Annotated in this window: 26 protein-coding genes and 2 pseudogenes; 19 read left to right on the top strand and 9 right to left on the bottom strand. The window is 58.0% G+C overall.

The features are described from left to right. Window positions 1-93: 93 nt before the first annotated feature. Window positions 94-660 (top strand): annotated as a pseudogene (locus HNR64_RS16450) (IS3 family transposase); the annotation flags it as partial. Between the two features lie 166 nt (window positions 661-826). Here HNR64_RS16450 and HNR64_RS16445 read toward each other — a convergent pair. The 3 genes from HNR64_RS16445 to HNR64_RS16435 all read right to left on the bottom strand — a co-directional run bounded on the left by HNR64_RS16445 (window position 827) and on the right by HNR64_RS16435 (window position 3,010). Next, on the bottom strand, window positions 827-1,597 hold the full coding sequence (locus HNR64_RS16445; RefSeq protein ID WP_204997495.1) for a site-specific integrase: 771 nt from the start codon (window positions 1,595-1,597) through the stop codon (window positions 827-829). Between the two features lie 106 nt (window positions 1,598-1,703). Continuing rightward, window positions 1,704-2,312: a 5' nucleotidase, NT5C type gene (locus HNR64_RS16440; protein WP_204997494.1), complete on the bottom strand. Its 609-nt coding sequence runs from the start codon at window positions 2,310-2,312 to the stop codon at window positions 1,704-1,706. Between the two features lie 281 nt (window positions 2,313-2,593). After that, window positions 2,594-3,010, bottom strand: coding sequence for a hypothetical protein (locus HNR64_RS16435; RefSeq protein ID WP_204997493.1), 417 nt, complete (start codon window positions 3,008-3,010; stop codon window positions 2,594-2,596). A 118-nt stretch (window positions 3,011-3,128) separates the two neighbouring features. Between HNR64_RS16435 and HNR64_RS16430 the strand changes: the two genes are divergently transcribed. Next, window positions 3,129-3,437: a hypothetical protein gene (locus HNR64_RS16430; protein WP_204997492.1), complete on the top strand. Its 309-nt coding sequence runs from the start codon at window positions 3,129-3,131 to the stop codon at window positions 3,435-3,437. A 2-nt stretch (window positions 3,438-3,439) separates the two neighbouring features. Here HNR64_RS16430 and HNR64_RS16425 read toward each other — a convergent pair whose 3' ends face one another. Then, a complete protein-coding gene (locus HNR64_RS16425) occupies window positions 3,440-3,874 on the bottom strand; it encodes a hypothetical protein (RefSeq protein WP_204997491.1) in 435 nt (144 codons plus the stop codon). Between the two features lie 225 nt (window positions 3,875-4,099). Here HNR64_RS16425 and HNR64_RS16420 point away from each other — a divergent pair, with 225 nt between their 5' ends. From HNR64_RS16420 to HNR64_RS16355, 14 genes are all read left to right on the top strand, one after another. Next, window positions 4,100-5,587, top strand: coding sequence for a rolling circle replication-associated protein (locus tag HNR64_RS16420; protein ID WP_204997490.1), 1,488 nt, complete (start codon window positions 4,100-4,102; stop codon window positions 5,585-5,587). Window positions 5,588-5,971: 384 nt separating this feature from the next. Then, entirely contained in the window at window positions 5,972-6,385 is a 414-nt protein-coding gene (locus HNR64_RS16415) for a hypothetical protein (RefSeq protein WP_204997489.1), read from the top strand. Continuing rightward, complete coding sequence (locus HNR64_RS16410) at window positions 6,375-7,013, top strand: type IV secretory system conjugative DNA transfer family protein (RefSeq protein WP_204997488.1); 639 nt, start codon at window positions 6,375-6,377, stop codon at window positions 7,011-7,013. The genes HNR64_RS16415 and HNR64_RS16410 overlap by 11 nt, the downstream gene beginning before the upstream one ends. Before the next feature lie 281 nt (window positions 7,014-7,294). Then, window positions 7,295-8,140, top strand: coding sequence for a major capsid protein P2 (locus HNR64_RS16405; RefSeq protein WP_204997487.1), 846 nt, complete (start codon window positions 7,295-7,297; stop codon window positions 8,138-8,140). 36 nt (window positions 8,141-8,176) lie between these two features. Then, a complete protein-coding gene (locus HNR64_RS16400) occupies window positions 8,177-8,467 on the top strand; it encodes a hypothetical protein (RefSeq protein WP_204997486.1) in 291 nt (96 codons plus the stop codon). Then, window positions 8,467-8,661, top strand: coding sequence for a hypothetical protein (locus HNR64_RS16395; protein ID WP_204997485.1), 195 nt, complete (start codon window positions 8,467-8,469; stop codon window positions 8,659-8,661). Before HNR64_RS16400 ends, HNR64_RS16395 begins: the two co-directional genes overlap by 1 nt. Window positions 8,662-8,670: 9 nt before the next feature. Next, complete coding sequence (locus HNR64_RS16390; protein ID WP_204997484.1) at window positions 8,671-9,033, top strand: hypothetical protein; 363 nt, start codon at window positions 8,671-8,673, stop codon at window positions 9,031-9,033. A gap of 1 nt (window position 9,034) precedes the next feature. Beyond that, window positions 9,035-9,607: a hypothetical protein gene (locus HNR64_RS16385; protein WP_204997483.1), complete on the top strand. Its 573-nt coding sequence runs from the start codon at window positions 9,035-9,037 to the stop codon at window positions 9,605-9,607. Window position 9,608: 1 nt separating this feature from the next. Continuing rightward, entirely contained in the window at window positions 9,609-11,357 is a 1,749-nt protein-coding gene (locus HNR64_RS16380) for an SGNH/GDSL hydrolase family protein (RefSeq protein ID WP_204997482.1), read from the top strand. Window positions 11,358-11,361: 4 nt separating this feature from the next. After that, window positions 11,362-11,526: a hypothetical protein gene (locus HNR64_RS16375; protein WP_204997481.1), complete on the top strand. Its 165-nt coding sequence runs from the start codon at window positions 11,362-11,364 to the stop codon at window positions 11,524-11,526. A gap of 10 nt (window positions 11,527-11,536) precedes the next feature. Further along, entirely contained in the window at window positions 11,537-12,022 is a 486-nt protein-coding gene (locus HNR64_RS16370; protein ID WP_204997480.1) for a structural protein, read from the top strand. Further along, a complete protein-coding gene (locus tag HNR64_RS16365) occupies window positions 12,019-12,330 on the top strand; it encodes a hypothetical protein (protein WP_204997479.1) in 312 nt (103 codons plus the stop codon). Before HNR64_RS16370 ends, HNR64_RS16365 begins: the two co-directional genes overlap by 4 nt. Next, window positions 12,327-12,524 carry a hypothetical protein gene (locus HNR64_RS16360; protein WP_204997478.1) on the top strand — a complete coding sequence of 66 codons (198 nt, stop codon included), beginning with the start codon at window positions 12,327-12,329 and terminating at the stop codon, window positions 12,522-12,524. The genes HNR64_RS16365 and HNR64_RS16360 overlap by 4 nt, the downstream gene beginning before the upstream one ends. After that, complete coding sequence (locus tag HNR64_RS16355; protein WP_204997477.1) at window positions 12,521-12,658, top strand: hypothetical protein; 138 nt, start codon at window positions 12,521-12,523, stop codon at window positions 12,656-12,658. Before HNR64_RS16360 ends, HNR64_RS16355 begins: the two co-directional genes overlap by 4 nt. Window positions 12,659-13,132: 474 nt before the next feature. Here HNR64_RS16355 and HNR64_RS16350 read toward each other — a convergent pair whose 3' ends face one another. Beyond that, entirely contained in the window at window positions 13,133-13,618 is a 486-nt protein-coding gene (locus HNR64_RS16350; protein WP_204997476.1) for a hypothetical protein, read from the bottom strand. Between the two features lie 288 nt (window positions 13,619-13,906). On the opposite strand from HNR64_RS16350, the gene HNR64_RS16345 reads away from it, so the two are divergent. Next, window positions 13,907-14,974: a site-specific integrase gene (locus HNR64_RS16345; RefSeq protein ID WP_338061866.1), complete on the top strand. Its 1,068-nt coding sequence runs from the start codon at window positions 13,907-13,909 to the stop codon at window positions 14,972-14,974. Window positions 14,975-15,207: 233 nt separating this feature from the next. Here HNR64_RS16345 and HNR64_RS16340 read toward each other — a convergent pair whose 3' ends face one another. The 3 genes from HNR64_RS16340 to HNR64_RS17505 form a co-directional block, all read right to left on the bottom strand. Further along, window positions 15,208-15,783 (bottom strand): DUF305 domain-containing protein, encoded by a 576-nt coding sequence (locus tag HNR64_RS16340; RefSeq protein ID WP_239547938.1) that lies wholly within the window; start codon window positions 15,781-15,783, stop codon window positions 15,208-15,210. 4 nt (window positions 15,784-15,787) lie between these two features. Continuing rightward, entirely contained in the window at window positions 15,788-17,140 is a 1,353-nt protein-coding gene (locus tag HNR64_RS17270; RefSeq protein ID WP_240472467.1) for a PEP/pyruvate-binding domain-containing protein, read from the bottom strand. Between the two features lie 83 nt (window positions 17,141-17,223). Beyond that, on the bottom strand, window positions 17,224-17,883 hold the full coding sequence (locus HNR64_RS17505; protein ID WP_008250649.1) for a TetR/AcrR family transcriptional regulator: 660 nt from the start codon (window positions 17,881-17,883) through the stop codon (window positions 17,224-17,226). A gap of 63 nt (window positions 17,884-17,946) precedes the next feature. Between HNR64_RS17505 and HNR64_RS16330 the strand changes: the two genes are divergently transcribed. Together HNR64_RS16330 and HNR64_RS16325 are read left to right on the top strand one after the other, a co-directional pair. Continuing rightward, complete coding sequence (locus HNR64_RS16330) at window positions 17,947-18,996, top strand: efflux RND transporter periplasmic adaptor subunit (protein ID WP_008250648.1); 1,050 nt, start codon at window positions 17,947-17,949, stop codon at window positions 18,994-18,996. Continuing rightward, window positions 18,993-22,037 (top strand): efflux RND transporter permease subunit, encoded by a 3,045-nt coding sequence (locus HNR64_RS16325; protein ID WP_204997475.1) that lies wholly within the window; start codon window positions 18,993-18,995, stop codon window positions 22,035-22,037. The genes HNR64_RS16330 and HNR64_RS16325 overlap by 4 nt, the downstream gene beginning before the upstream one ends. Before the next feature lie 246 nt (window positions 22,038-22,283). Here the strand turns inward: HNR64_RS16325 and HNR64_RS16320 are convergent. After that, window positions 22,284-22,658: pseudogene (locus HNR64_RS16320) on the bottom strand (IS91 family transposase); the annotation flags it as partial. Window positions 22,659-22,752: the final 94 nt, after the last annotated feature.

Here is a 22,752-nt window from a genome sequence, read left to right as displayed (position 1 = left end):
TGACTCGGTGCTCATTGGATACTCCAGATCTGAAAAGTCTGGAGCGTAGCGAAGTCCCGGCAGCAATTTTAGGTGGGGTTTATAGACCGCTTACGGATATACACCGAAGAAGGCCTTCAGGTACGCACCAAGAAGCGGAAGAAGCTACAGCGCCCAAGGCTGCCAATGGAGGCGCCTCTGGGCATCAATCAGCGCTGGTCGATGGACTTTGTATCAGACCAGTTGACTAATGGACGACGCTTCCGAGTGCTCAATGTCGTTGATGATTATTCCCGCGAGATGGTTGGGCAATTGGTTTCCGTGTCAATTAGTGGACGGCAAGTTGCTCGCTTTCTTAGCCAATTGATCGAGGCTCGCGGTAAACCGAATATGATTGTCTGCGATAACGGCACCGAATTTACCAGTAAGGCCATGTTTTTCTGGAGCCAGGAGTCCGGAGTAAAGCTTGGCTTCATACAGCCAGGAAAACCAACGCAGAATGCTTTTGTAGAAAGCTTGAATGGAAAGTTCAGGAACGAGTGTTTAAACCGTCATTGGTTCCGGTCAATGGAGGAAGCCAGAGTCGAGATCGACCAGTGGCGGCACCACTACAACCACGTTCGACCACACAGTTCTCTGGATTATCTGCCACCTGTTGCATTTGCAAAACAGGCGGCATAACTTTTGGATAATCTCATCGGGGCTGTGGTACTAACTCTGGGGAAAGGTCAGGTTTTGGCAAAGTTATATTTCTGGCTTAGTCCTATTGATCGTCGCTTTTTTTGTCCATCGGACAATCATGCATTTCATTAGCTAAATTTTTTTGAATTTCTCGTTGATAAACGGTTTATAGGCTCTCGAGTGCTTCACTTATCTGTTGTTCAGGCGGCTCTTCGTATATCAAAGTTGTTGACGGATTTACATGGCCAGCTATTTTTTGGGCTACCTTCACCGATTTTTTCTGCTTGTGGATCACATTTGTTATCAACGAGCGTCTTCCGCTGTGTGAACTGGCCTTTTCGACGCCTGCCCAGTGCCTTAGGATTACAGCCATGTGCTCCTGTAATGTGTTAGGGGAATAGGCCCCACCTTTTTGAGTTATAAAAAGAGGGGAGGAGGGCATAAGTGTTCCGCTCTTATCTATGCGTAAACGCAAATATTCCGCCAGCGCGCCACGAAGACCTGCATCTACCATTGGAAGATCCCGCGATTTTCCGCGATGTTTCCGAACCGGTGGGTAAAAGTCTTCCGGATTCACGTCAGCACCGGCTTTAGCTAACGCTTCAATCTGCCGAATCACTTGATTGAAACTCGCCACATCGAAACTGACTGTTTTCCGCTGGTACCGACTTTGGGATCTGCCCATGGCGTCAGCGCCTTTTGTGTAGGCAGCGGGCAGACTCATCACTTCGAGTAATTTGAACTCCGTGCCCGAGGGATTGAGCTTCGCAATCTCCTTGACCTGGAGCAAAGCAATTTCCTGGGCCCGAAGTCCGAGCTTGAAACTGATCTGCATAATGGCCGTATTCTTTTCAGGATGCCGGTGATGCTGGATCACATCGAAAACATGGTCTTGCTGTTCGGCAGTGAGGACGCGGGCCTGGCCAGATTTGGGCATAGAATACCTCGAAGAGGGCAGCAATAAAAATCCGTAATAATGATATTTTAACGGATTATTGATAGATAAGTGAGGTTTCAGCCAAAAATTCGATCTTTCCTTTCTATCAGTCAGGTTTTTCGCGTCCGACTGGTCTCATGTTTAACCAATCACGATCTTCTTGCTTTAGTCCAAAATCTTCGGTCACCGTGTCTTCTGAATTGAAAAACGAATCCCACGTGTCAGCAACTTTTGACGCCGGGCTTGGCTTTAGCATAATTTCAAAAAATGTGCGTACAGATTCCCAATCAGGAAACTGCTCACTACCAAACTGGATTAGGGAGCCCTCGAATCGATCTTGTCCTTTACCTGACGGCATATCGTCAATGAGGTAGTGGCCTTTGTTCAGGTTTTTATGTGGTGTGATGATGAGATTTTGAACTACGGACAGACCTAAGTGTTTTTCGACCCAATCTCGCTTTTCTGAATAGCAGTGGGAATTATGAATGGAAGGCGCCGTCAAGATATACACATCCGTTTCGGGAAGGTCGTTTAACCAGTGATATGACTCTATTGCCCCTGGCAAGGGATTCAGGCCAATGTACATACCCGGCTCCTCGCTTTGAGGGAATTGCAAATCAGGGAACAAGTCCTTTTGCCGAGAAAACCCTTCCGCGTAGTCGCACAAGACGTGATCCATATCGACGTAGATAATCGTCTGTTTCCGGTCGGCCACGTTTTTTCCTCGGGAGACGAAAAATAACAGACAAGGAAAATAGCATAAATTCAATGATTTAAGTATTTCTCTGAAAGGAAGCAACCGCATATGTCGAAACACCCTTGATAGACTGACCAACCTTTTCACCACCTAACACCAGATTGCGCATAATATATATTGCGCAAACACCACGAACAGCCCCGAAACCCAAGCGGGGCGGGGGCTGTAGCGGATTTGATAAGCGAGTAGAACACCCGCCACAGAAAAAAATCACCCATCATCAACGCCAAGCGTGCCACTTAGGCCGCTTTGCGCCTCTTTTTTGGTGTTAGGCGTTCGCAGACTTTTACCCATGTTTCATAGGTAGGCGTATCTTTTGCGCGCTCTGCGGTAACGCAAGCTAAAACATACTCAGGATCGAAACCCAGCAAATCAGCGGCTTTCAGTGCTATATCTTCAGACATTGCGCCGCGTCCACTCTTCCAGTTACAAATTGTTTGCGGGCGAATTCCGAGCAGTTTTGACACGGCATAATCTGACCGCGTTTCGGTTTGATCGCGAAGCAATTCGACGATCTGCATAGATTTCAGCACGGGCGGCACCCCTCTTACTGACTTATTCAAATTTTCGATAACAGAGCCATTCTGCGCGCTATTAAAGCCCCTGCGCAATATTCGTAGGGTGTTGAATAATCCGCACCCTGTGAATATATTCATTCCCAGCTCACCGCATGGGCTATCTCGCCCCCTGACCAGCGCGGCACCGTTGGCAGGGGGCAAAACCCGGCGGCGAGCTACCAGAGGTATCACATGCGGAATGAATGGAGCCTGAACGATGAGCAACGAGCCAGAGAACGCAATACTGAACATTATCTGTCACCGCGAGCGCAAAGCGGTGAACAGCGCTAAGGAGCGATCCGAGCAAGCCCCCACAGTTAGTCCCAGTCATTACATTTTTTGCAGCTATTGCGGCACCACCGGAAAGCGTGGAACAGGCCTTATCCGAAAGCGCGAGCAATACACCCGCGCCGATGGAGAGCCGATCTTAATGGTTCCCACTAAGTCACTTTGCCCGGCCTGCAATGGGTTTGGTTATGTGATGACCGCCATTGGCAAGCGCTACGAAGAGCAAGGGGTGGCCTGATGCTACATGGGGAAGTTAGACCAGAGAGAGGTGTGGCTGCTGTTGATTTCACCAGATGCATTTTTGACTGTGGTTTGAATGCCAGTGCTGGTAAGGGTCGCGCTAATCTGGATATCAGGTTTACCGATTGTCGAATCAATGGTCTTACAGGAAGCTTTGTCCTCGACTCCATCAACGAGCTTGTTAACGAATTGGGAGGAGAGTGTGACTCCGACCATGATAAGGAAATCACGACTAACTCCGCTTTTCTTTGGGGTGGTGTATTCGGCAAGTACCTGAATGCTGCCTTTGGGGCCTGTGCACAACGATCGATCTGTATAAGTCATGCTGCTAGACGTCACCGTCACAAAGTCTTTGTTCACTTGGTGGGACCAATCTTTAGCATTTGTGTGGGTAGCTATCAGCAAAATCAAAAAAAAGAGTGGCGAGCGAATCATATAAGTACCTATCCATTGGTTTGTTGTTGGTGGGTAATCAAGCCGCAAGGTTTTTTGGTTGTCAATGATTGGGCTTTCGCATGAGTGACCGTTACCAGCAGGCAATGGAGATCATCCGCGAGATCAGGCGCAAAGACCCAAAATGCGAGCCCGGTTTATATGATCGCGGCGGCGTGCTGGTAGTGCGTTGCCACCGGGCCGGGGGCTGCTGCCGGGGGGCGAACCGTGCAGACGCCTAGCCCGTTATTGAATTTTAGTAATCTCCCCCAGTTTGCCGGGCATTGCGACCCGGCTTTTTTGTTTCCCGATGATATGACGCTGGCAGAGGTGCAAGCGGATGCGCGCAGGCCGTGGAGCGAAGCGAAACGGCATAGGCTAGTCAAGGCGTCCAAATGTCCGACAGCGCTAAAACCCGCAGAAACCGTACACATTCCGCAATCGTGGATAGGCCGACCAGAAAGGCAAACCGCCATTGAACCGACCAAGCTGGCAGGCACCCCGGAAGGCCAGCGCGCCGCGTATACCGTGTTGCAGTTTCGGGAATGGTCGGACGAATACCGCATTCGAACCCGCGTTGAAACAACGGCGGGCACAACACCACCAGAACAAGCCGGGCCGAGAATCACGGCCAATCTGAGCCAGCGCGCCGCGCGAAAGGTAGCTGAGAGCTGTAGCTATGTGAGCCTGCAAAAAGGCGGATACCGCACGTTTTTTACGCTGACATTCGACGCGGAGCACCGCGCCGCGATAGATGCCGGGGAAACCTCAATTCAGCGCGAAGTGTCGCGCTTTATGGATGGCCTGCAAAAGATGTGGCGCAGGGGCTGGAAAGCCGAATTCACCGCGCCGCATGGCCGCAAATTCTACTGCGCCGACAAGGGCGGCGAGGTGATGGGCGAGCCGGGGAAAGACAAAGAATTGCTTTATGTGTGGGTAGCTGAAGCGCCTGACAACGAGCACGGCAAGCCAAACCCGCATGTGCATGTGCTAATCAATTGGCGCGTGAAATATTCCCTATTTCCCAGCTGGGCAAAACGAATCGAAAGCCTATGGGGGCAGGGCATCGCCCACATTGAGAAAATCAAAGACACCGACGCGGCCGCCAGCTACATGATGAAAGCGGCGGGCTACTTGTGCAAAGCCCAGGGCAAAAGCGACCAAGGCGAGATACGGGGCAACCGCTACGGTATCTGCGCCGCTGCCCGCGCCCCGGAGTGGGCCACCTTATCTGAAACCCAGCTTCACATTATGGGCCGACTGATTGCAGACGTTCACGAACACTTAACCCAGCGCCACGGCGAGGACTACCGCCGCCGCAAGGTACTTGCTCAGCACTTGGAAAAAGCCCCCAAGGGCAGCAAAACCCGCCACGCCGTAGGCAAGGCATTGCAGAAGGTACGGCGCAAGCTGGAAAAACTGCCCATTGTCGCCAGCAAGCACCAAATTTTGCTGAAGGGTAAACACGCCTTCTGGCTGTTTTTGCAGTGGGCGCGCACGAACGATGCCGGGCAAGTAACCGACTGGCTACCGGAAAAGGGGCCGGGCGAAGTGTGGAACCCCGGCGAAACCCGGCCACCGTGCCAGTGGTATGCCGAATTCAAAGAGCGCCATTACTGGCGGCGAGCGCTGCGCAAGATGCCGCAGTGGTCAGACCTCGAATTTGCCCAAGCCGCTAACGACTACGAACAATACGCCGCAATAGCGGCAGCATAGGAGGCAACACCGATGGCAGTACAAAACAGGCCGCAAATAGGCTGGCTAACTTGCCCAATGTGCAACACGCGGGGAACCGTTCACGCTTGCGCCGTGGGCCGGGGAGGCCGGGCCGAGGCGAAATACTGGCGCTGTGAATGCGGCACAATTCAGCCGTGGAAACCGGGCGGGCAGCGGTTTATTGAGGCCAATTTTGAGCCATTGGAAAAACCCGCTGAAAAACCTACTGCGCCGCCGCCTAGCACCGAACCAGAACCCGTAGCAAAACCGCAAGCGGAAGCCGCCGACGAGTACACACCGGGCGAGCAGACACCCCCACCAGAAAACCGACCAAAACCGCAAAAGCGCGGTTTATTACACACCCTTTTTGTGGAGTAGAACCCCATGAGCGACGAGCAGAGCAACGCGGCAGAAACCGCCGACAATACCGAACAGCAAACCTATGAAAACCTGAACGCCTTTGCCGGGGAAGCGGAATTTATACCGGGGCAGGGGGGCGAGGAACCACAACCAGACCAGCCGACACTGGGCGGCGAAGAACTGGCCTTTATTTTCCAACTGGGGTTTGGTGTGGTGGCATCGCGCCGGGGCGATCACTGGAAAATAGCCGACGATGAAGCGCAGCAACTGGGCGCGGCCACCGATGCGGTATTGCAAAAGTATTTACCCGACATTCAAACCGGGCCAGAGGTGGCGCTAGTGCTCACCGCTGGAATGGTGTTTTTACCGCGCATAATGACAGACCAACAATTGGCCGCAGAGGCCGAAAAACCAGAGGCGGCAACCGATGGCGATTAATCCAGACGGCAGCCGCAAAGCCAAACACGCGCTTATTATTGCGACCACGGGCGGCGGCAAGAGCCAAGCCGCCAAAAACCTGATACCGGGGCGGGGCGTGCGGTTTATTGCGTTCGACCCCGAAGGCGAGCACCCGGCGCATGGAATCGACAGTTTCCCGGCGTTTTGCCGGGAGCTGATGAAGGCCGACCGCAGCGGCAAACCCTATCGGCTCGCCTATACCGGGGCCAGTAAAGCGGCTGATTTTGAGCGCTTTTGTTTGGCCGTGTGGGATGTGCTCGACGGCAGTAAAGAAACCCACATACTGCTTGAAGAAGTCGCGCAATTCACGGCATCAAGTGGGCCAGCGTTGGAAGCATACGGCAACCTGCTGCGCCGGGGCCGCAAATATGGCGGCATTGTGTACACCATTGGCCAGCGCGCCGCCGAGATACCCAGCACCGCCAGGCAGCAAAGCCCGGTTCGCTATGTAGGCGTATTGGATGGCGAAAGCGATGCCAAAGCCGCCGCGAAATTTGCCGACGTGACCGCCGCAAAGCTGCTGGCAATACCGCCCGACACCCTCACGTTTTACCGAAAAGAAAGCGGCAAACCCGCCGAGATAGTGAAATTCAAATACAAGGGCTAAGGATAAATTAAACCTATAGGTTTTAAGGGGCTTCGCGCCCCTTTTTTTTATTGACAGAAAACCGCACCCGTCTGGTGGACTGAACCCCGACCGCGCCACACAGCGCACCGACTTTCAGAAACCAACAGGTATTTACACCATGAGCAAATCAAGACTGATTACTGTAGCGATGGCCGTTGCCGCTGTGGCACTGCTGAACCGCATTCCCCAGACCAAAGCCATCATCAACGGCTAAGCCGGGCGTTTTTCGCCTTTCCCGAAATTACCCGGAGTAGATAAACATGGATTTAGAGCGTCTAAATCAATTTCCAGTGGTGCCCGCCGATGGCGTTGCATCGCTGGTCACTGACGAACTGGTAGACCGCAGCGTCCACGCCATTGTGCTGGAACTGGGCGGCACCGCCTTCACCAAAGCCATGATTACAAACTTGCGCGTTCGCCTGGACGGCAAAGATGTGATTAACGGCATCACTGGCACCCAAATGCAAACCCTCAACAGCTACGAGGGCTTAACAGACGAAACCAATTATCTGGTGATTCCGTTTGGCGACTTCACCGCGCGCACCATTCGCGGCCAGCACTTGGGCGACCTCGATTTAAGCGTGTACCGCAAGCCGCTGGAAATTGAAGTCACCATCGCGGGTGCAACCGCGCCAACACTGGTGGCCCATGCCTGGCACAATGTGCCAAAAGCAATCATGGGCATTGGCTTCGATGCGGCCGAGGCGGCGCAGTTGCGCTCACTCATTCGCACCGTTATTCAGCCAGCCGCTGCCGTGTCGCGCACCAGCTACGGGATCAGCTTGGGCGGCAGCCCCGGCGCTCGCCTTCGCCGCTTTGCCTTTTTCCACTCGAATCTAACGAGCGTGGACTACAAAAAGGGCAGCTTTACAAAGCACGACGATGTGAGCACCGCGTTGAATAACGCCATGCTGAAACAGTTTGCCCGTGTGCCGCAGTCTGGCCTTTATGTGCTGGACCGCATCGCCGACGGCAACCAGGGCGAAGCGGAGACGACAGTTGACGCTGATGGCCGCCCTTGGAATCAGCAAGTCGCATTGACCACCAGCGCAGGCGATACCATTACCGCGTTTGCTGACGTGCATATTCCTTGGCCCCTGCTGTAAGCGGGGCTTTTCCATTCACCGGACAAGGTAACAAGCATGGCAAACACACAAACCAGCTTCTGGGACGACCTAAAGCAAGACGGGGCGCGGGGCGTTTTAGACCTCGCCCTAAGTTGGGGAAAGTCCAAAGTTATTGACGTGGAAGATCGCACCAGCGACCGAAACATTCCCGATCAAAACGACCTCGTTAACGGAAACCCCGCCGTTGCGTCATCCGATGCACTGGGCGGCAGCTACACCAGCGCCCCAGCATCGCAGTGGATGAAATACGGCGCGTTTGCACTGGCAGGCGTTGCCGCCTTGGTCATTGTGAAGAAGGTGCTGTAATGGCAATTCCCGGCGTACCACTACCGCCCCTAAATATCGCCAGTTCGTCAAGCGCTGGCGCGAACACGGGCGGCTTTTCAATCGGCGGGCTGAACATGACCCCCAACGCGCAAAGCCTGACAAGCCTGCTGCCTGTAATCGTATCGATTGCTGCTGTGGGCGGCGCTGCGCTGCTGTTGGCGAAAAAATCATAAGGGGGCCGAATGGGCTTATTTTCTGGCGGTAACTCGAAAAGCTCGACCACCGTTATCAACGAAACCTTAAACGCGGGTTTCTCCGAGCTGGGCGGCGGTAATGCAACGGCTATTCAAGGCGACAGCAATACCGTGACCGTCACCGACTTGGGAACCATTGATCGCGCGTTTAGCTTTGCTGAGCGCACCAACAACGACGCCATTGCCGTCGTATCAGACGTGGCCGAGAACGCGGGCAAGCAAACCAGCGAAGCCGTCGCCGCCGTGTCGCAATCTGTGCGCACTGGCGCTGAAAATATTGTGAACCAGTTGGGTACCTATGGCGCCGTCATCGCGGCCGGGTTTCTACTGGTCAAGCTGTTAGGGAAATAACATGGCCGGGCCGATAGACAAGAGCATTACTTTCACTGCTGCTGGAGAACAGAATATTCCAGCCATTGGGCGGCATATCCGCGTGCTGGAAGCGTCCAGCGACGTGTACTTGGGAATCAACAACGACAGCGCCGACCTAAAGCGCCGCCAGGGCGCGGAAGTGTCCAGTGTCACCGAGTTTAAGAGCATCCGCGTTAAATCGCTGGTTGCCCAAACCGTGCGCCTCGCGATCTCCGAAATTCCCCAGGCAGATGATTCCAAAAGCGTCAGCGTATCGGCCACCGCCAACATAGAACCCGCCAACGCACTGGGCAACGTGAACGAAGTCACCGTACCCGCTGGCGGCAGTATTCAATTAATCGGCAGCGATGCCACCCGCCAAGCCGTGCGAATAGCCGTCGATGACGAGCAGCCCGGCCCGATCCACTGGGCAGCCTCGGGCCTCACCGCCATACAGGGCGGCTGGCTGGGAATCGGCATGGTCGACTACCCAGAAACCAGCGCCGAAATAACCGCCTACAATCGCGGCGCGTCTGATGTTGTCGTGTCCGTTGTACCGATGAGGAAAATCTAAAATGGCAGGAGGACGCGCAACAGTACAAAGCCCGGAAGTATTGCGCAGAGCGCTGGCTGAAAATACCGGCACGGCGGGAATTGGTCACAACACGGGCGAAGTGCTCGCAGATTTGGTGCCGGTAAATGTCGCTAATTTGTCCAGCGCGAATATTGATAACGTGGCCGAAGAAGTGGCGGCGGGAGCGGTCACTATTCGGCGGGCGACAAACAGAAATACCGCTGACGTGATGAGTGATTATCTACTCAATGGGACGGCAATTAAGGTCGTTTTTGAGGGGGATTCGATCACCTACGCACAAGACACGGTGAGTGGATCAACGCGACCAGCGATCAACGGTGCACCGCATACGCGCTCGCTACGTTCAATGCCAGAGGCGTTTAAAACCGTGGTCGATGTGATGGGCGGGGCGTCAATTTCGATCTACAACAACGGTTACCCCGGCGATACTGCCGAGGCGGGTTTCAATCGCTGGAAAGTCGCCACGGCTAACGCGGGTTTTCAGTACGAAAGAGATTTGACCGTTATTATGTACGGTCATAATGACGCAATCGGTTACGGGCTGGGACCAGTGACGCCGGAAGACTATGCCCGGTCGCTTGAAAAGTGCGCTATTCGCCGTTTATTGCAGGGCAGCGCGGTAATCATCTGTGCACCGCCTATCGTTGAGGGATACGAAAACGACAGCAAAATTCGGACATTTGGACAGATAGCCGAAAATGTCGCCCGCCGCTTAGGCGTGCAATTCTTTGATGCTTCGCTATCGCTGCGCAATTTCCCGGCAGATATATGGACCGATGGCGTTCATCTGAGCGAGGAGGCTTACCAGAAGCTCGGCTGGGATTTGGCCATTATGGCGGCGGGCGTGGCAGTGAAGCGCGAGCCCCGCCAATACTGGGGGTTTAAAGACTTTGTTTTGTATCCCTTCGGCAGTACCAGCAGCGGGCAACAGACCGTAAATGCCGCGCTAAATCTCACATTTGAAAAAGAAACATTTATACAGCCGGGCCAAACTGTAATCGCATTAATAGACTGTCAGCGCGGCGGAATGCTGCGCGTGAGGGTGCGAGGCGCGACAGGTGGCGGTGTGTCGTTTTTGCAGCTGGGGGGGTTGTTGCCCGGCAAAATTTCGAGATCGGGCGTGGTGCTGGATAATTTGCAGCTGTGGCGAGTGAACCCAGGGCCCCAGGTGCTGACCATGACAAACAACGGCAGCAGTACGGCGGGCGTGATGGAGTTCGAGGTGGTAGACGAGGCCAAAGAATACAACGGATTTGATCTTTATCACCGAGACATTGAGGGGCTAAAAATCGCGCCAGTGTCGCCTATGCAGTGGGTCGGGCGCGTAGCACGTGAAACCGTGGGCGCGCCGTGCACAACGTCATTTAATGTGAAGATGGGCAGCGTTGGGCAATTGGGCGTGGGGCTGTTTAAGAGCAAAGACCGAACGGCGGAATATAACGGCGATGGCCTGTTAATTTTGCGGGCGAATGCTGATCTGGTTTTTAAACTTTTTGAAAGTGGAGTCCAGACCGATACAGCGACAGTAGCGTTCGCATTTACGGCGGCGACTGATTATGAGGGGGAGTTGTCGGTATCTCATACCGGGTCGCAAATTGATGTGTATGCGGGCGGGTCGCTGATTGGCAGTTATGTGACGACAAAGCTAAAAAATTATTATCCGGGCGTGGTGTGCGCTCAGGCGGCGGGAGCGCTACGCTGCGACAGCGCATATAGTCAGCAGCGGTGACGATATGAAAACAATCCTAATAGCAATCGCCGGTATGATCTCATGGTTAGCGCTCAAGCCGCAGGAGCAAGCGCGGGCGATAAAGTCGCAGCCGCAGCCAGACGGCGCGCCGACTGTGCTCATTACGGCGCTGTCTGACGACTACGTCACCGTCAAGACGCTGATATGAGGTGGGGAGCGTGGCGCGTGATTGTCTACTTCTTGCCGTGGCCGTGGGTGTACTAATGACACTGCCAGGCAACATCAACCCCGCCGCGCCGCGTGGGATTCGCAACAACAACCCGCTGAACATCCGCGAGGGGGCAGGGGGCGGCGACCAGTGGCGGGGCGAGTACGCCACCGAGCTGGACGACGCGTTTGAAGAGTTCAATAGCCCGGAATGGGGCTACCGCGCCGCAAAACGCATCGTGCAAAGCTACCGCCGCCGGGGCATCACCACACTGCGCGGCATCGTCAGCGCCTGGGCTCCCACCAACGAAAACAACACCGCGGCCTACGTTAACAGCGTCGCCAGCAAAACCGGGCTGCCACCCGAGCACATAATCACCGATTCAGACCTGCCGGCACTTTTCCGCGCAATGGCAATTCACGAAAACGGCGCAGCATGGGCGCTGCACCCCTCGTTATCACTCGCCACCATCAACCGGGGACTCGCACTCGCATGAGCACCGCAGCCGCAAAAGCCATCGACAAACTGCCCGGCGGCGTCTGGCTCGCCTTGGGCGCTGCCGTGGGCGTGTTGGTAGTTGTGGGCGCTGCCCGCAAACACGCCGCCAAACTCAACCCGGCCAACCCGGACAACCTCGTTTACTCAGGCGTGAACGCCGTGGGCGACAAGCTCGACGATGGCCAGGACAACAACAGCTTTAGTCTCGGCGCGTGGATATACGACGTGCTGCACCCCTATGACAATTTTGAGCTCAGCCCCCAGTGGCAGAACGTCATCAACCAAAAACAAGGTATCGCCGAATGAGCCTACTACACCGCCGCCAACAGACCATGAACGCCGCCAACCGCGCCGCCGTGTCACCCATTCCCGCATGGGCCGAGCTAATGAAGCTCGACGAACAAGAAGCCCTAGCACTCGCCAAACAACACGGCATTGCCGAAAGCGACCGCATGGCCGCACTGCAAGCCCTCAACGCCAAGCGCAAGGCCAGCCAATGAAACTGCCCAAGCCACTAAAAAACCGCTACGTCGTTGCCGCAATCGTCACCGCGGCGCTTAGCCTTGGTGGTGCGTCGATGACCTACGCGCCCACCGTAACCGCCGCCGTGTGCGCAATGGTGGGCTGCCAATGACCGAGCGACAAAAAGAGATCGCCGTACAGATCGCCATTACCGCTGTGGGTGGATTACTAGCCGCCGTACTAGCGCGCCATTTGCTGAAAAAGTAGGGCATAGCGTGGAATTCTGGCAGGCAATACTAATATCACTCGGCACCGGGGCATTTTCTGCAGCCAGCACCGTGGCCGCGCTGCGCACTGATATTGGATGGCTGAAAAGCTCGCTGGAACGCGCGCACACCAGAATTGATCGCGTTGAAGAAAAAATAGCGGCGGGGCGCATAACATGAGCCGCGACATACTCGCCGACCTACAAGCCGCCGCCGTCGAAAAACTCACCGGGGGCGACGTTCGCGCCGTACTACGCACCAACATCGCGCCGCCCATCACCATCTACAGCGGCGCGAGCCAAGGGCCGGGCCTGCTGCAAACCCTTGGCATAAAAGCGGCCGTCACCATCACCGACGCCAACGGCCGCCAACTCACCACACTAGGCACCGCTGCGCCAACGGATTGGATCAGAGCCGCGATAATATGGGGCGGGCTGGGCTACCTCGCTGCCGTGTTTGGGCGCGGGCTTCTCAAGTAACCGCAAGCCGCCACGCTGCGCCGCACCGCGTATCACCTCCAGCCGCTGCAAACGATCCACCCGAGCGCGTAAACTGAACAGCTCCGACGCCATAGCCTGCTTGTTAAAATGCCACGCCAGCAGCTCGCCCAGGTCGAACGACTCGCCAGAATCTAGCTCCAGCCGTTCACCAGCCAGGTCAAACCGCATACAATCGGCCAGCTTATCCGGCACCACATAGCCGCAAGCCACCAGCGCCAGCAACCGCCAAACAGGCTCAGGCGCGTCATTCTGCCGGCGGTATCGCCGCGCCGTGGTGGCATCCACGCCTGCAATTTCCTGAATCTCGGCCGCTGTAAAATCCCGCACCGTAAAAAAACGGCGCGCATTCTTATACTTTTTCTGCATAGATAATCCCTTACTCATAACCAAAACCAATCAGCAAAAGGCCAACCGGGGCCGGGATTATCGAAAAACCTGATAAGCGGCGTAGGAAATCGACCTAGCCACTTGACAGAATTAAAACGCCTCGCAATGTTCGCATAATATATATTATGTTAAATAAGGTATTTGCATGAAAACGAGAGGTTGGCATTTGGATGCCCAAGTATAGTTGGCAATTTTTCCAAGCATAGTAGGCAATTTCCAAGCAAAGTCTGCAATTTGGGGCGCTAAGCGCAAAAAGGAGAAAAGTAAGTGGAAAGACCACGGCGGGAGGGCGTCAGTGTCGAGGCCCTGAAAGAAGCCGGTTTGCGGCAGAATACCCTGCGGGCGGCCGACGGCGCCGTGCGCCACTTCGAGGACACCTTTGGCGGTCTGTTGCCGGCGAGCCCTACGGCGATGGCTGATTATATCGCCTTTTCGCTAGAGGAAGGGTTGGCGGTGTCGACCGTGGGCCAGCGGGTGTCGCTGCTCGGTACCTGGCATGAGGAAATGGGTTACCCGAACCCGACCCAGGATAGTCTGGTGAAAACCGTACTCAAAGGTGCGCGAAGCCGCTACCGCAAGGCCCCGAAGAAAGCAGTACCGATGAGCCGGGATCACCTGGTCCGCATTGTCCAGGCCTGCGACGATGCGATTGTGGCGGCGGCTCAACTTGATGATCCAAAACTGAGTCTGGCGCAGACCCGCAGTTCTGGACGGGACAAGGCGTTTTTCCTGCTGGGGTTTTGGTGTGCCTTCCGCTCTGATGAGCTGGTGAATCTGCGCTGGGAATACCTGACCTTTGGCGAGGGTCGAGACGCAAAAACCGGTCGACCCATCCGCACCCTGGAGGTGTTCCTGCCTGCGTCCAAGGGCGACCGCAGCGCGGAAGGTCGGAGCTGGACCCTTCACGAGATGTCAGAACTCTGCCCGGTGACGGCGCTGTTTGACTGGCGAGCGGCAATGATGGCCGATGAAGGGCCGGTGTTTGTGAAAGTCGGGCGCTGGGGCCATGCGAGTGATGCGCCGTTTCATATCAACAGTGTGCTGGAGCTGATGAAGCGCGCCATCGCTCGGGCCGGGATCGAGGCGGCCGGGTTCTCAACTCACTCACTAAGGCGCGGCTTTGCGAACCATGCGATTGAGCGTCAAACGGATATGAGGGACCTGATGGACTGGGTGAAGTGGAAGGATATTCGCAGTGCCGTGGCCTATCTGGAGGCCAATCAGCGATTGGCAAACACGCTTTCGGAAAAGGAGTGGGCTATAACTGCGCCGATGGAGGCCGGATCTGCGCAGCCTCGTCGAATCAATAATCTATCTGGCCGGGACCCCACCTAAATCCCGAATCATTCAATCACTTTTAAAATTAATGGCGTCTTGGAGGCCAGCAAATACGGGGGCTTCAGCGGTTTTTGCAGTATTTGGAGGCAAAATCCCTAGGACCCCCATAAGGACAGAGATGATCCGGCATCACCATTCGGTAAATTTCGGCCTTTCTGGCGTTCGCATCATTTGCCATGGTTTTCTCCTATTTTCTCAAATTCACGTTTTCTGACAGCCTTGAGCGCTTGTCATGTCTCGCAAGACCAGAACCCGCGGTAACCAACCTTCAACCCTTTATCGAGAGAAAAAACTAACTCCGCATCGGACCGCCAGTCCGCCTCATCATTCAGCGGATTAACTGTAATGCTGGTTCCGCGTGCCTTAAATGCAAATCCGCCTGAATCGGTTTCACCACTCGCTTCCAGCGACAAGAGCACACCGTTCAGTTTCATGGCACCGGCGTTGCCTCCCTGTGCCGCCCACAGGATCGGATCAGTTTCCGGACTGCGATTAAAAGTGCAGCGTGGTCCTGTCTCAAGAATTTGATTGGCTTCGGACCGGAGCATGGGAGACGGGTCGAGCGTGGAGATCAACGTGTTGCTTAATGCATCGCCCACCGTTCCCACTTTAGCAGGAGGATCTTCGTATATCCTTTCAACAACATTACCGGCCGAGACATCAGCGATCAGGTAGCGCATTTCGGCGATCTCGCGCCGCTGGGCTCCAATAATTTCGTCGGCAAGCTTACGCACGCGGGGGTCGCGAATCTGCGCACGCTCCGAAGTCATAACTGCGATGGAGTGGTGCGGAATCATTGCTCGCATGTAGCTAGATCCTGACACAGTGACCTGGCTGCGCACCAGCCAAAACGAGAGCACGAATACCACGACAGAACATGCGAAGATTGCGAGGTTGATTCTTTTGTTTGAATACATACCAAGCATAGCGCATGATGGGTACCCAGTCCGGGTCGGTGCGCTCGGTGACCAGGATGGCACCCTCGGGAAAGGCATCGACATCGCCCGGCCGGTCCACCACGCAGACCGGCCCGCCGGCGATGGCACTGCCCACGGCTGCCCCCTCAAGCAGCACCCGACCTTTTTCCTTCAGGTGATAGCTCACCAGGACGCTGCGGTCCTTCTGCGATTCTATGGTTTCCGGCCGGGCCTGAACAATGAACAGCTGCCCGTCGCTGTCCCGGGCCCACTCGATATCCATGGGCCGCCCGTAGTGCGCCTCGATTCTGGCTCCCCAGCGGGCCAGGTGCAGGACCGCTACGTCATCCAGCACCCGGCTGCGTTGTTCTGCCGTGCTGGTAGGGACGGTGACAGTGGGCCCCTGATCATCGTCGGCATCCGAGGGCTGGCTATCCTCCGGTAGCGCATAGCGCATTTTCACCAGCTTGCTGCCCACGCTCGCTTCAATCACGGGGCTCAGTGCGCGCTCCTCGAGGAAGGGCTTGTAGGCCATGTAGCGGTCGGGATTGACCGAACCCTTCACGACGGTTTCCCCCAAGCCCCAGGCAGCACTGATGAGCACCACGTCGGGAAAGCCGCTCTCGGTATCCAGGGTGAACATCACGCCCGCCGCGGCGGATTCCACCATCTGCTGGACACCGACGGACAGGGCGACCTGTTCGTGTTCGAAGCCTCGCTCTTCCCGGTAGGCAATGGCGCGATCGGTGTAGAGGGAGGCGTAGCATTCGCGGCAGGCCTGCAGAAGGGCCTCCTCGCCGCGGACATTGAGGAAGCTCTCCTGTTGTCCGGCAAAGGAAGCCTCGGGCAGGTCTTCCGCGGTGGCGGAGCTGCGCACGGCGACAGCCAGGGAGGGGGTCTGCAGGCGCTCACAGAGTTCGCGGTAGGCGCCCGTGATCAGGGTGCGCTGGCGGTTGGAAAAATTCCCCCTGCGGATCAGCTCGCGGATGGCTCCGCCGGTGGCTTCGAGCGATTGGCTGCCTCGACGCATGGCAGCCACAGCCTCGCGGATGGGGGCCTCCAGCCGGTTGTCCGCCAGGTAGTCGCGGAAGGCCTGCGCCGTGGTGGCAAAACCGAAGGGGACCCGGATCCCTTCCTCGCTCAGGCGCTGGTACATTTCCCCCAGGCTGGCGTTCTTGCCACCGACTTGCGGCAGGCACGAGAGGTCAAGGGTGTCGAACCACAGGACGGTTTCTGGTTGGTTCACCGCATCATCTCCTGCTTGTGGGCTTGCCGCTACAGGATAGACCAGGGCAGGCGTTGTGGCGCGCAGGCATGGCGCCGGAGCCATCAGGTCCCGTGCAGGCTGAGGAAGCGGTCCACCACCTGCTCGACATGCGTTTCCAGGGACTCGCCCGTGAATTTTGCCGGCTGGCCGTAGAGTAGCCGGATCAACTCCAGTCCCAGCAGCATGCCAATCAACAGCTCCGTGCTTTGTGGCGGGTCCGGTATGCGCAGCAGGCCGGCGGCATCGGCCCGGGTCATCCAGTGTTCCAGCTGCGCGTGAGTGGCTTCCGGTCCCGAGCGGTAGATACGCGCCAGGATCGCCTGGGAAGAAGCGGGGCTGGCCAGTACCAGGCGCAGGAAGCCCTGGTGCTCCTCACCGAGGACGAAGCTCAGCAGCTGTTGGCCGAAGCTGCACAGCGCCTTGCGGGCACTGGAGGCGTCTTCCGGTTGCAGATTGAGGCTGTCCATCAGGCTGTTGGCCTGGTCGCCAATTACGGCGTCGAGCAGGGCTTCGCGATTGGCATAGCGGGCGTAGATCGTCACCTTCGAGACACCCGCCCGGCGCGCTACGGCCTCCATGGAGAGCTCACCCGGGCCCCCCTGGAACAGCAGTGACCGCGCGGCGTCGAGAATGGCGCGTTGCTTGGCCGGGTCGGGCGGTCGCCCGGGCCGGGCGTTGCTCGCGGTAGAGGACGGTGCGGCTTTGGCCTGCTTGCTTGACACTGGTGCGTACCTCTTAATTACTGTACGATACCGTACACTAAATTGGCGGATGGATCACCTTTCATGTTGCGAGCAAGGCTGGTCGCCATTCTGGCGGCGTTTACCCTGGCTGCCTGTGGCGAGGATACCGGTAATCAGGCCCAGGCGCCCGCGGCCCACTGGGTTTTGACGGTGCCCCTGAGGGCGACCTCGGATCAGCGCCTGCAGCTTTCCGGCACCGTGCGGGCGCGGTTTGAAACGCCACTCGCCTTCCAGGTTGGCGGGCGCATCCTGCAGCGCCGGGCCAATGCGGGGGAGAAGGTGACGCCTGGCCAGGTTTTGTTTCGCCTCGACCCGCGGGATTTCGACCAGGCGCTGCGCATTGCCGAGGCGGAACTGGCTGCAGCCAGGGCGGCACGGGAGACGGCCGTCAGTGAACTCTCGCGTCAGGAACAACTGGTGGCGCAGAATTTTGTCAGTGCCCAGAGCCTGGCGCGCTTTCGCCTGGCGGAGCAGGATGCCCGCAGCCGGGTGGACGCGGCTGCCGCCAGTCTCGCCAGTGCCCGCCATCAGCGCGAATATGCCGATTTGCGACTGGCGCAGGGCGGGGTGCTGATCGAGGTCAGTGGCGAGCCCGGTCAGGTTGTGGCGGCGGGCGAGCCGGTCGCTCTGCTGGCCCAACGGGGCGAGCGCGAGATTGAGGTGTTCCTCCCCGACGTGGGGCCGGCTCCGGTTCAGGGCACGGTTCGCTGGCGCGACCAGCCGCCCCGCGCGATACACCTGCGTGAAGTGGCGGGCTCTGCGGACCCGGCGAGTCGTACCTGGCGCGCGCGCTACCAGCTGGATGACAGCGACGAGAGTTTGCCGCTTGGGGTTGTGGTTCAGGTTGATCTCCACGAAACCGGCAGTTCGCAGCGCTTTGCCCTGCCGTTCTCCGCGCTGGATGAACGTGGGGAGGGTCCCCGCATCTGGACCTTGCGCGACGGTGAGGCGCACCCGGTGTCGGTATCGATCGCCGGTTTGCGCGACGATCGTGTGCTGGTGGCGGTGGATCTGCCCGCCGGCACGCCGGTGATCCGGCTCGGCACCCATCTGCTGGAACCCGGCCAGGCGGTGCGGGAGCGCAGGCAATGAGTTTCCCCAATCTCTCTGCCCTGGCGGTGCACGAGCGTGCCCTCACGCTGTTCTTTTTGCTGCTGTCAGTAGTGGCCGGGGTCTATGCCTTCACGACGCTGGGGCGCGCCGAGGACCCGAGTTTTACCGTGCGCATCATGGTGGTCTCCGCCCTGTGGCCGGGGGCGACCCCGGAAGAGATTGAGGAGCAGGTGGCCGACCGTCTGGAGCAGCGCATCCAGGAGGTCGAGGACCTCTATCGCATCGAAACAGTGATTCGTCCGGGGCGTGTCGATCTGCAGGTGGAGTTCGAGGACTATACGCCCAGTGAAGCGGTGCCCGACCTCTTCTATGAAGTGCGCAAGCGGATGTGGGACGAGGCGCCGAACCTGCCTGAGGGGGTGATTGGCCCGATCGTCAACGATGATTTCTCCGACGTCTACTTCTCGCTACTGGCGCTGACTGCACCGGGCCTGCCGATGGCCGACCTGACCCGCGAGGCGGAGGCTATCCGTGACCGCTTGCAGCGCCTGGACGGCACGCGCAAGGTGCTGCTCCTAGGTGAGCGCAGCGAGCGGGTTTTCGTGGAGTTCGATCCGGCGCGTCTGGCCAACCTTGGGGTTCGCCCCGAAGTGATTTTTGATGCCATCGCGGCGCACAACCAGCTGGCCCCCGCCGGTTTCATCGACCGCGAGGGGCCGCGAACCTACCTGCGTATCGACTCGGACCTCTCCGCCCGCGGTGCGCTGGAGGCGGTCCCCGTCGCCATTGGTGATCGACTGCTGCGCCTGGGGAACCTCGCGACCGTCCACTCCGGTTACGAGGACCCGCCAAGTTACCTGGTCAGGGCACACGGGGAGGATGCCATTCTGCTGGGTGTGGTCATGCGCGAGGGTGAGAACGGGCTGGATTTTGGGGCGGAGTTATCCGCCTTCCTGGAGCGCGAGCGCGGCCGTCTGCCCCTGGGCATGACCCTGCATACCCTGACCAACCAGACCGACATGATCCGGGCGGCGGTGGACCTGTTCCAGGTGAAGTTCCTGGTCGCGGTGGCCGTAGTGATGGCGGTGAGCATTCTTTCCATCGGCCTGCGAGCTGGCCTGATCGTGGGGATCGCCATACCGGTGACCCTGGGGCTGGCCTTCCTGTTGATGAAACTGGCCGGGATCAACCTCGACCGAATCACCCTGGGGGCCTTGATTATCGCCCTTGGCCTGCTGGTGGACGACGCCATCATTGCCATCGAAATGATGATTGTGAAGATGGAGGCCGGCTGGGACCGGGTCCAGGCGGCCACCCATGCCTGGAACGTTACCGCGGCGCCGATGCTCTTCGGTACCCTGGTCACGGTGGTGGGCTTCGTGCCGATCGGTTTTGCCCGCTCCGGCGTCGGTGAGTACGCGGGAAATATCTTCTGGGTCATGGCCTTCTCCCTGCTGGTGTCCTGGCTGGTGGCGGTGACCTTCACCCCCTGGCTCGGCGTGAAGCTGTTGCCGGACCTGCACAGTCAGGGGCACGGTGAGGACGCCTACCAGACGCCACTCTACCGTTGCCTGCGCGGGCTGATCCTAGCCTGCGTTCGCCACCGCAAGAGCGTGGTGGCGGTGACCGTCGCTCTGCTGGCGCTGGGTGTGGTGGGCATGAATACCGTGGTACAGAAGCAGTTCTTTCCCGCCTCGGACAGGCCCGAGGCCCTGGTGGAAATCTACCTGCCCCAGGGCAGTGCGATCGGTGTGACCGACCGCGTGGTGCAGCGCCTGGAGGCTGTCCTCGAGGACATGCCCGAGGTGCGCAGCCTGTCCTCCTATGTGGGCGCCGGGGCTCCCCGCTTTTTCCTCTCGGCCAACCCGGAGCAGCCGAACCCCGCATTTGCCAAGATTATCGCCATTGGCGAGGATGCCGATGGGCGTGATCATATCCTGAAGACCCTGCGGACCCACGTGGATGCCGGCGAATTTCCCGAGGCCCGTATTCGACTGACTCGTCTGTTCTACGGCCCACCCGTGGTCTGGCCAGTTACCTTCCGCATACTTGGTCCCGACCCCCTGGTCCTGAGGGAGCTGGCGCGGGAGGTCAGTGCACGGGTCGACGCGCATCCGAACACCACGGGCACCCACCTGGACTGGGACGAGAGGGTGCCGGTGGTGCGGCTCAAAATGGACAGCGAGCGACTGCGCCTGATGGGCCTGACACCCAGCGAGGTCGCCAGGCAGGTGCAGTTCCAGCTGGACGGCCTGCCGATCGATGAACTGCGCCGGGATGTCCGCACAGTAGAGCTGCGAGCACGGGCACGGCGCGATACTCTGCCCGACCTGGAGCACCTGGAAATACGCAACCAGTCCGGCGACAAGCTGCCGTTGATTCAGCTGGGTGAGCTGAGCGTGGAGTTTGAGGACCCGGTGATCAAACGCCACAACCGGCAGCGGGTGCTGGCGGTGCAGGCGGATGTGCGCGGCGCCCAGGCGCCGGCGGTGCAGATGGCCATCTGGCAGCAGCTGGAGAGTTTCCGCAGCCAGCTGCCCCTCGACTACCACATGGAACTGGGGGGAAGTATCGAGAGCTCGGCCAAGGGGGAAGGCTCGATCCAGGCAATGCAGCCGGTGATGGTGATCCTGACGCTGATTCTCATCATGCTGCAGATGCGCTCTTTTTCGGGGCTGTTTATCGTGGTGGCCACGGCGCCCCTGGGGCTCGTGGGAGCGGTAGCCGCCATGGTGCTGTTCGACCAGCCCTTCGGGATCAATGCCCTGCTCGGGCTGATCGGCCTGTCCGGCATTCTCATGCGCAACACGATGATCCTCACCCAGCAGGTGCAGGACAATCTGGAGGCAGGGCTGGAGGCGGCCACCGCGGTGATCGAGGCGGCGGTGCAGCGCGCCAGGCCGGTAGTGTTGACCGCGCTGGCCGCGGTATTCGCCTTTGTGCCCCTGACCCTGGACAGCTTCTGGGGGCCGTTGGCCTACGTGCTGATCGGCGGCATCGCCGTGGGCACGGCGATTACCCTGTTGTTTGTGCCGGCTCTGTACGCCCTGTGGTTCCGCCTTCAGGTGCCCGAGCGCTGATGCGGGGATGGACGTATAGGAAGAATAAACGCCCTTTTCACCCAAGTCCAACAGCTTTGGACCGCAGTTGACTCTTTCGACACCCCTGCGATGCAACCCAATCCGGCTGACGGGGAGCCAGCAACGCTGAAAATTTACCCTCCTCTTTCCCACTAGCGGCTCCTTTTCCGACAACCAGCACGGCGGATCCCTGCCGCGGCGCTGTGAACGCAGCATTTTGATTGGTATCGTTGGCCTTCAGGCTCGTCAGTCAAACAGACCCAGGAGCAGCTCAGCCGGTGGCGCCCGGCTTTCGGGTAACGCCCTGGTCCCGCTGGTTTCGGCTTTGTGCTTCAGGTGATCAAGGATCTGCTTGATCACTATAGGGTCTTCAATGCAGGCGATGACTTTCATGGCGCCGCCGCAGCCGCTGCAGGTCTCGATGTCGATATTGAAAACACGCTTGAGCCGTTGCGCCCATGTCATCGACGCTCGCCGTTGTGCTGGTGTTGCCGGTTCATCAGCCACCCTGACCTTGTTGCCCCTGCCCCGTTTTGCCGGCGTGACCAACGCCCGGTGCCGACTGTTGGGTGCGAACACCCCGTGGAAGCGGGTTAGGTTGACTCTGGGCTTCGGTACCAGAGGTCCGGCCCAGATTCATGCAAAAAGTTCCACTTTGTACAAAATCTGACCGGATCTGAGTTCTATAGCCGGGTATATCGCTTGCCCGTTCGCC

The organism is Spongiibacter marinus (genome assembly GCF_016906995.1).
GTDB classification, from domain to species: domain Bacteria; phylum Pseudomonadota; class Gammaproteobacteria; order Pseudomonadales; family Spongiibacteraceae; genus Spongiibacter; species Spongiibacter marinus.
This window is presented reverse-complemented; position numbering and strand designations above follow the sequence as displayed.

Coding starts and splice junctions, on each gene's coding strand:
- HNR64_RS16445 (WP_204997495.1), bottom strand. CDS start 1,597: ATGCCCAAATCTGGCCAGGCCCGCGTCCTCACTGCCGAACAGCAAGAC.
- HNR64_RS16435 (WP_204997493.1), bottom strand. CDS start 3,010: ATGAATATATTCACAGGGTGCGGATTATTCAACACCCTACGAATATTG.
- HNR64_RS16430 (WP_204997492.1), top strand. CDS start 3,129: ATGAGCAACGAGCCAGAGAACGCAATACTGAACATTATCTGTCACCGC.
- HNR64_RS16425 (WP_204997491.1), bottom strand. CDS start 3,874: ATGATTCGCTCGCCACTCTTTTTTTTGATTTTGCTGATAGCTACCCAC.
- HNR64_RS16415 (WP_204997489.1), top strand. CDS start 5,972: ATGAGCGACGAGCAGAGCAACGCGGCAGAAACCGCCGACAATACCGAA.
- HNR64_RS16410 (WP_204997488.1), top strand. CDS start 6,375: ATGGCGATTAATCCAGACGGCAGCCGCAAAGCCAAACACGCGCTTATT.
- HNR64_RS16405 (WP_204997487.1), top strand. CDS start 7,295: ATGGATTTAGAGCGTCTAAATCAATTTCCAGTGGTGCCCGCCGATGGC.
- HNR64_RS16400 (WP_204997486.1), top strand. CDS start 8,177: ATGGCAAACACACAAACCAGCTTCTGGGACGACCTAAAGCAAGACGGG.
- HNR64_RS16395 (WP_204997485.1), top strand. CDS start 8,467: ATGGCAATTCCCGGCGTACCACTACCGCCCCTAAATATCGCCAGTTCG.
- HNR64_RS16390 (WP_204997484.1), top strand. CDS start 8,671: ATGGGCTTATTTTCTGGCGGTAACTCGAAAAGCTCGACCACCGTTATC.
- HNR64_RS16385 (WP_204997483.1), top strand. CDS start 9,035: ATGGCCGGGCCGATAGACAAGAGCATTACTTTCACTGCTGCTGGAGAA.
- HNR64_RS16380 (WP_204997482.1), top strand. CDS start 9,609: ATGGCAGGAGGACGCGCAACAGTACAAAGCCCGGAAGTATTGCGCAGA.
- HNR64_RS16375 (WP_204997481.1), top strand. CDS start 11,362: ATGAAAACAATCCTAATAGCAATCGCCGGTATGATCTCATGGTTAGCG.
- HNR64_RS16365 (WP_204997479.1), top strand. CDS start 12,019: ATGAGCACCGCAGCCGCAAAAGCCATCGACAAACTGCCCGGCGGCGTC.
- HNR64_RS16360 (WP_204997478.1), top strand. CDS start 12,327: ATGAGCCTACTACACCGCCGCCAACAGACCATGAACGCCGCCAACCGC.
- HNR64_RS16355 (WP_204997477.1), top strand. CDS start 12,521: ATGAAACTGCCCAAGCCACTAAAAAACCGCTACGTCGTTGCCGCAATC.
- HNR64_RS16350 (WP_204997476.1), bottom strand. CDS start 13,618: ATGCAGAAAAAGTATAAGAATGCGCGCCGTTTTTTTACGGTGCGGGAT.
- HNR64_RS16340 (WP_239547938.1), bottom strand. CDS start 15,783: ATGCGAGCAATGATTCCGCACCACTCCATCGCAGTTATGACTTCGGAG.
- HNR64_RS16330 (WP_008250648.1), top strand. CDS start 17,947: ATGTTGCGAGCAAGGCTGGTCGCCATTCTGGCGGCGTTTACCCTGGCT.
- HNR64_RS16325 (WP_204997475.1), top strand. CDS start 18,993: ATGAGTTTCCCCAATCTCTCTGCCCTGGCGGTGCACGAGCGTGCCCTC.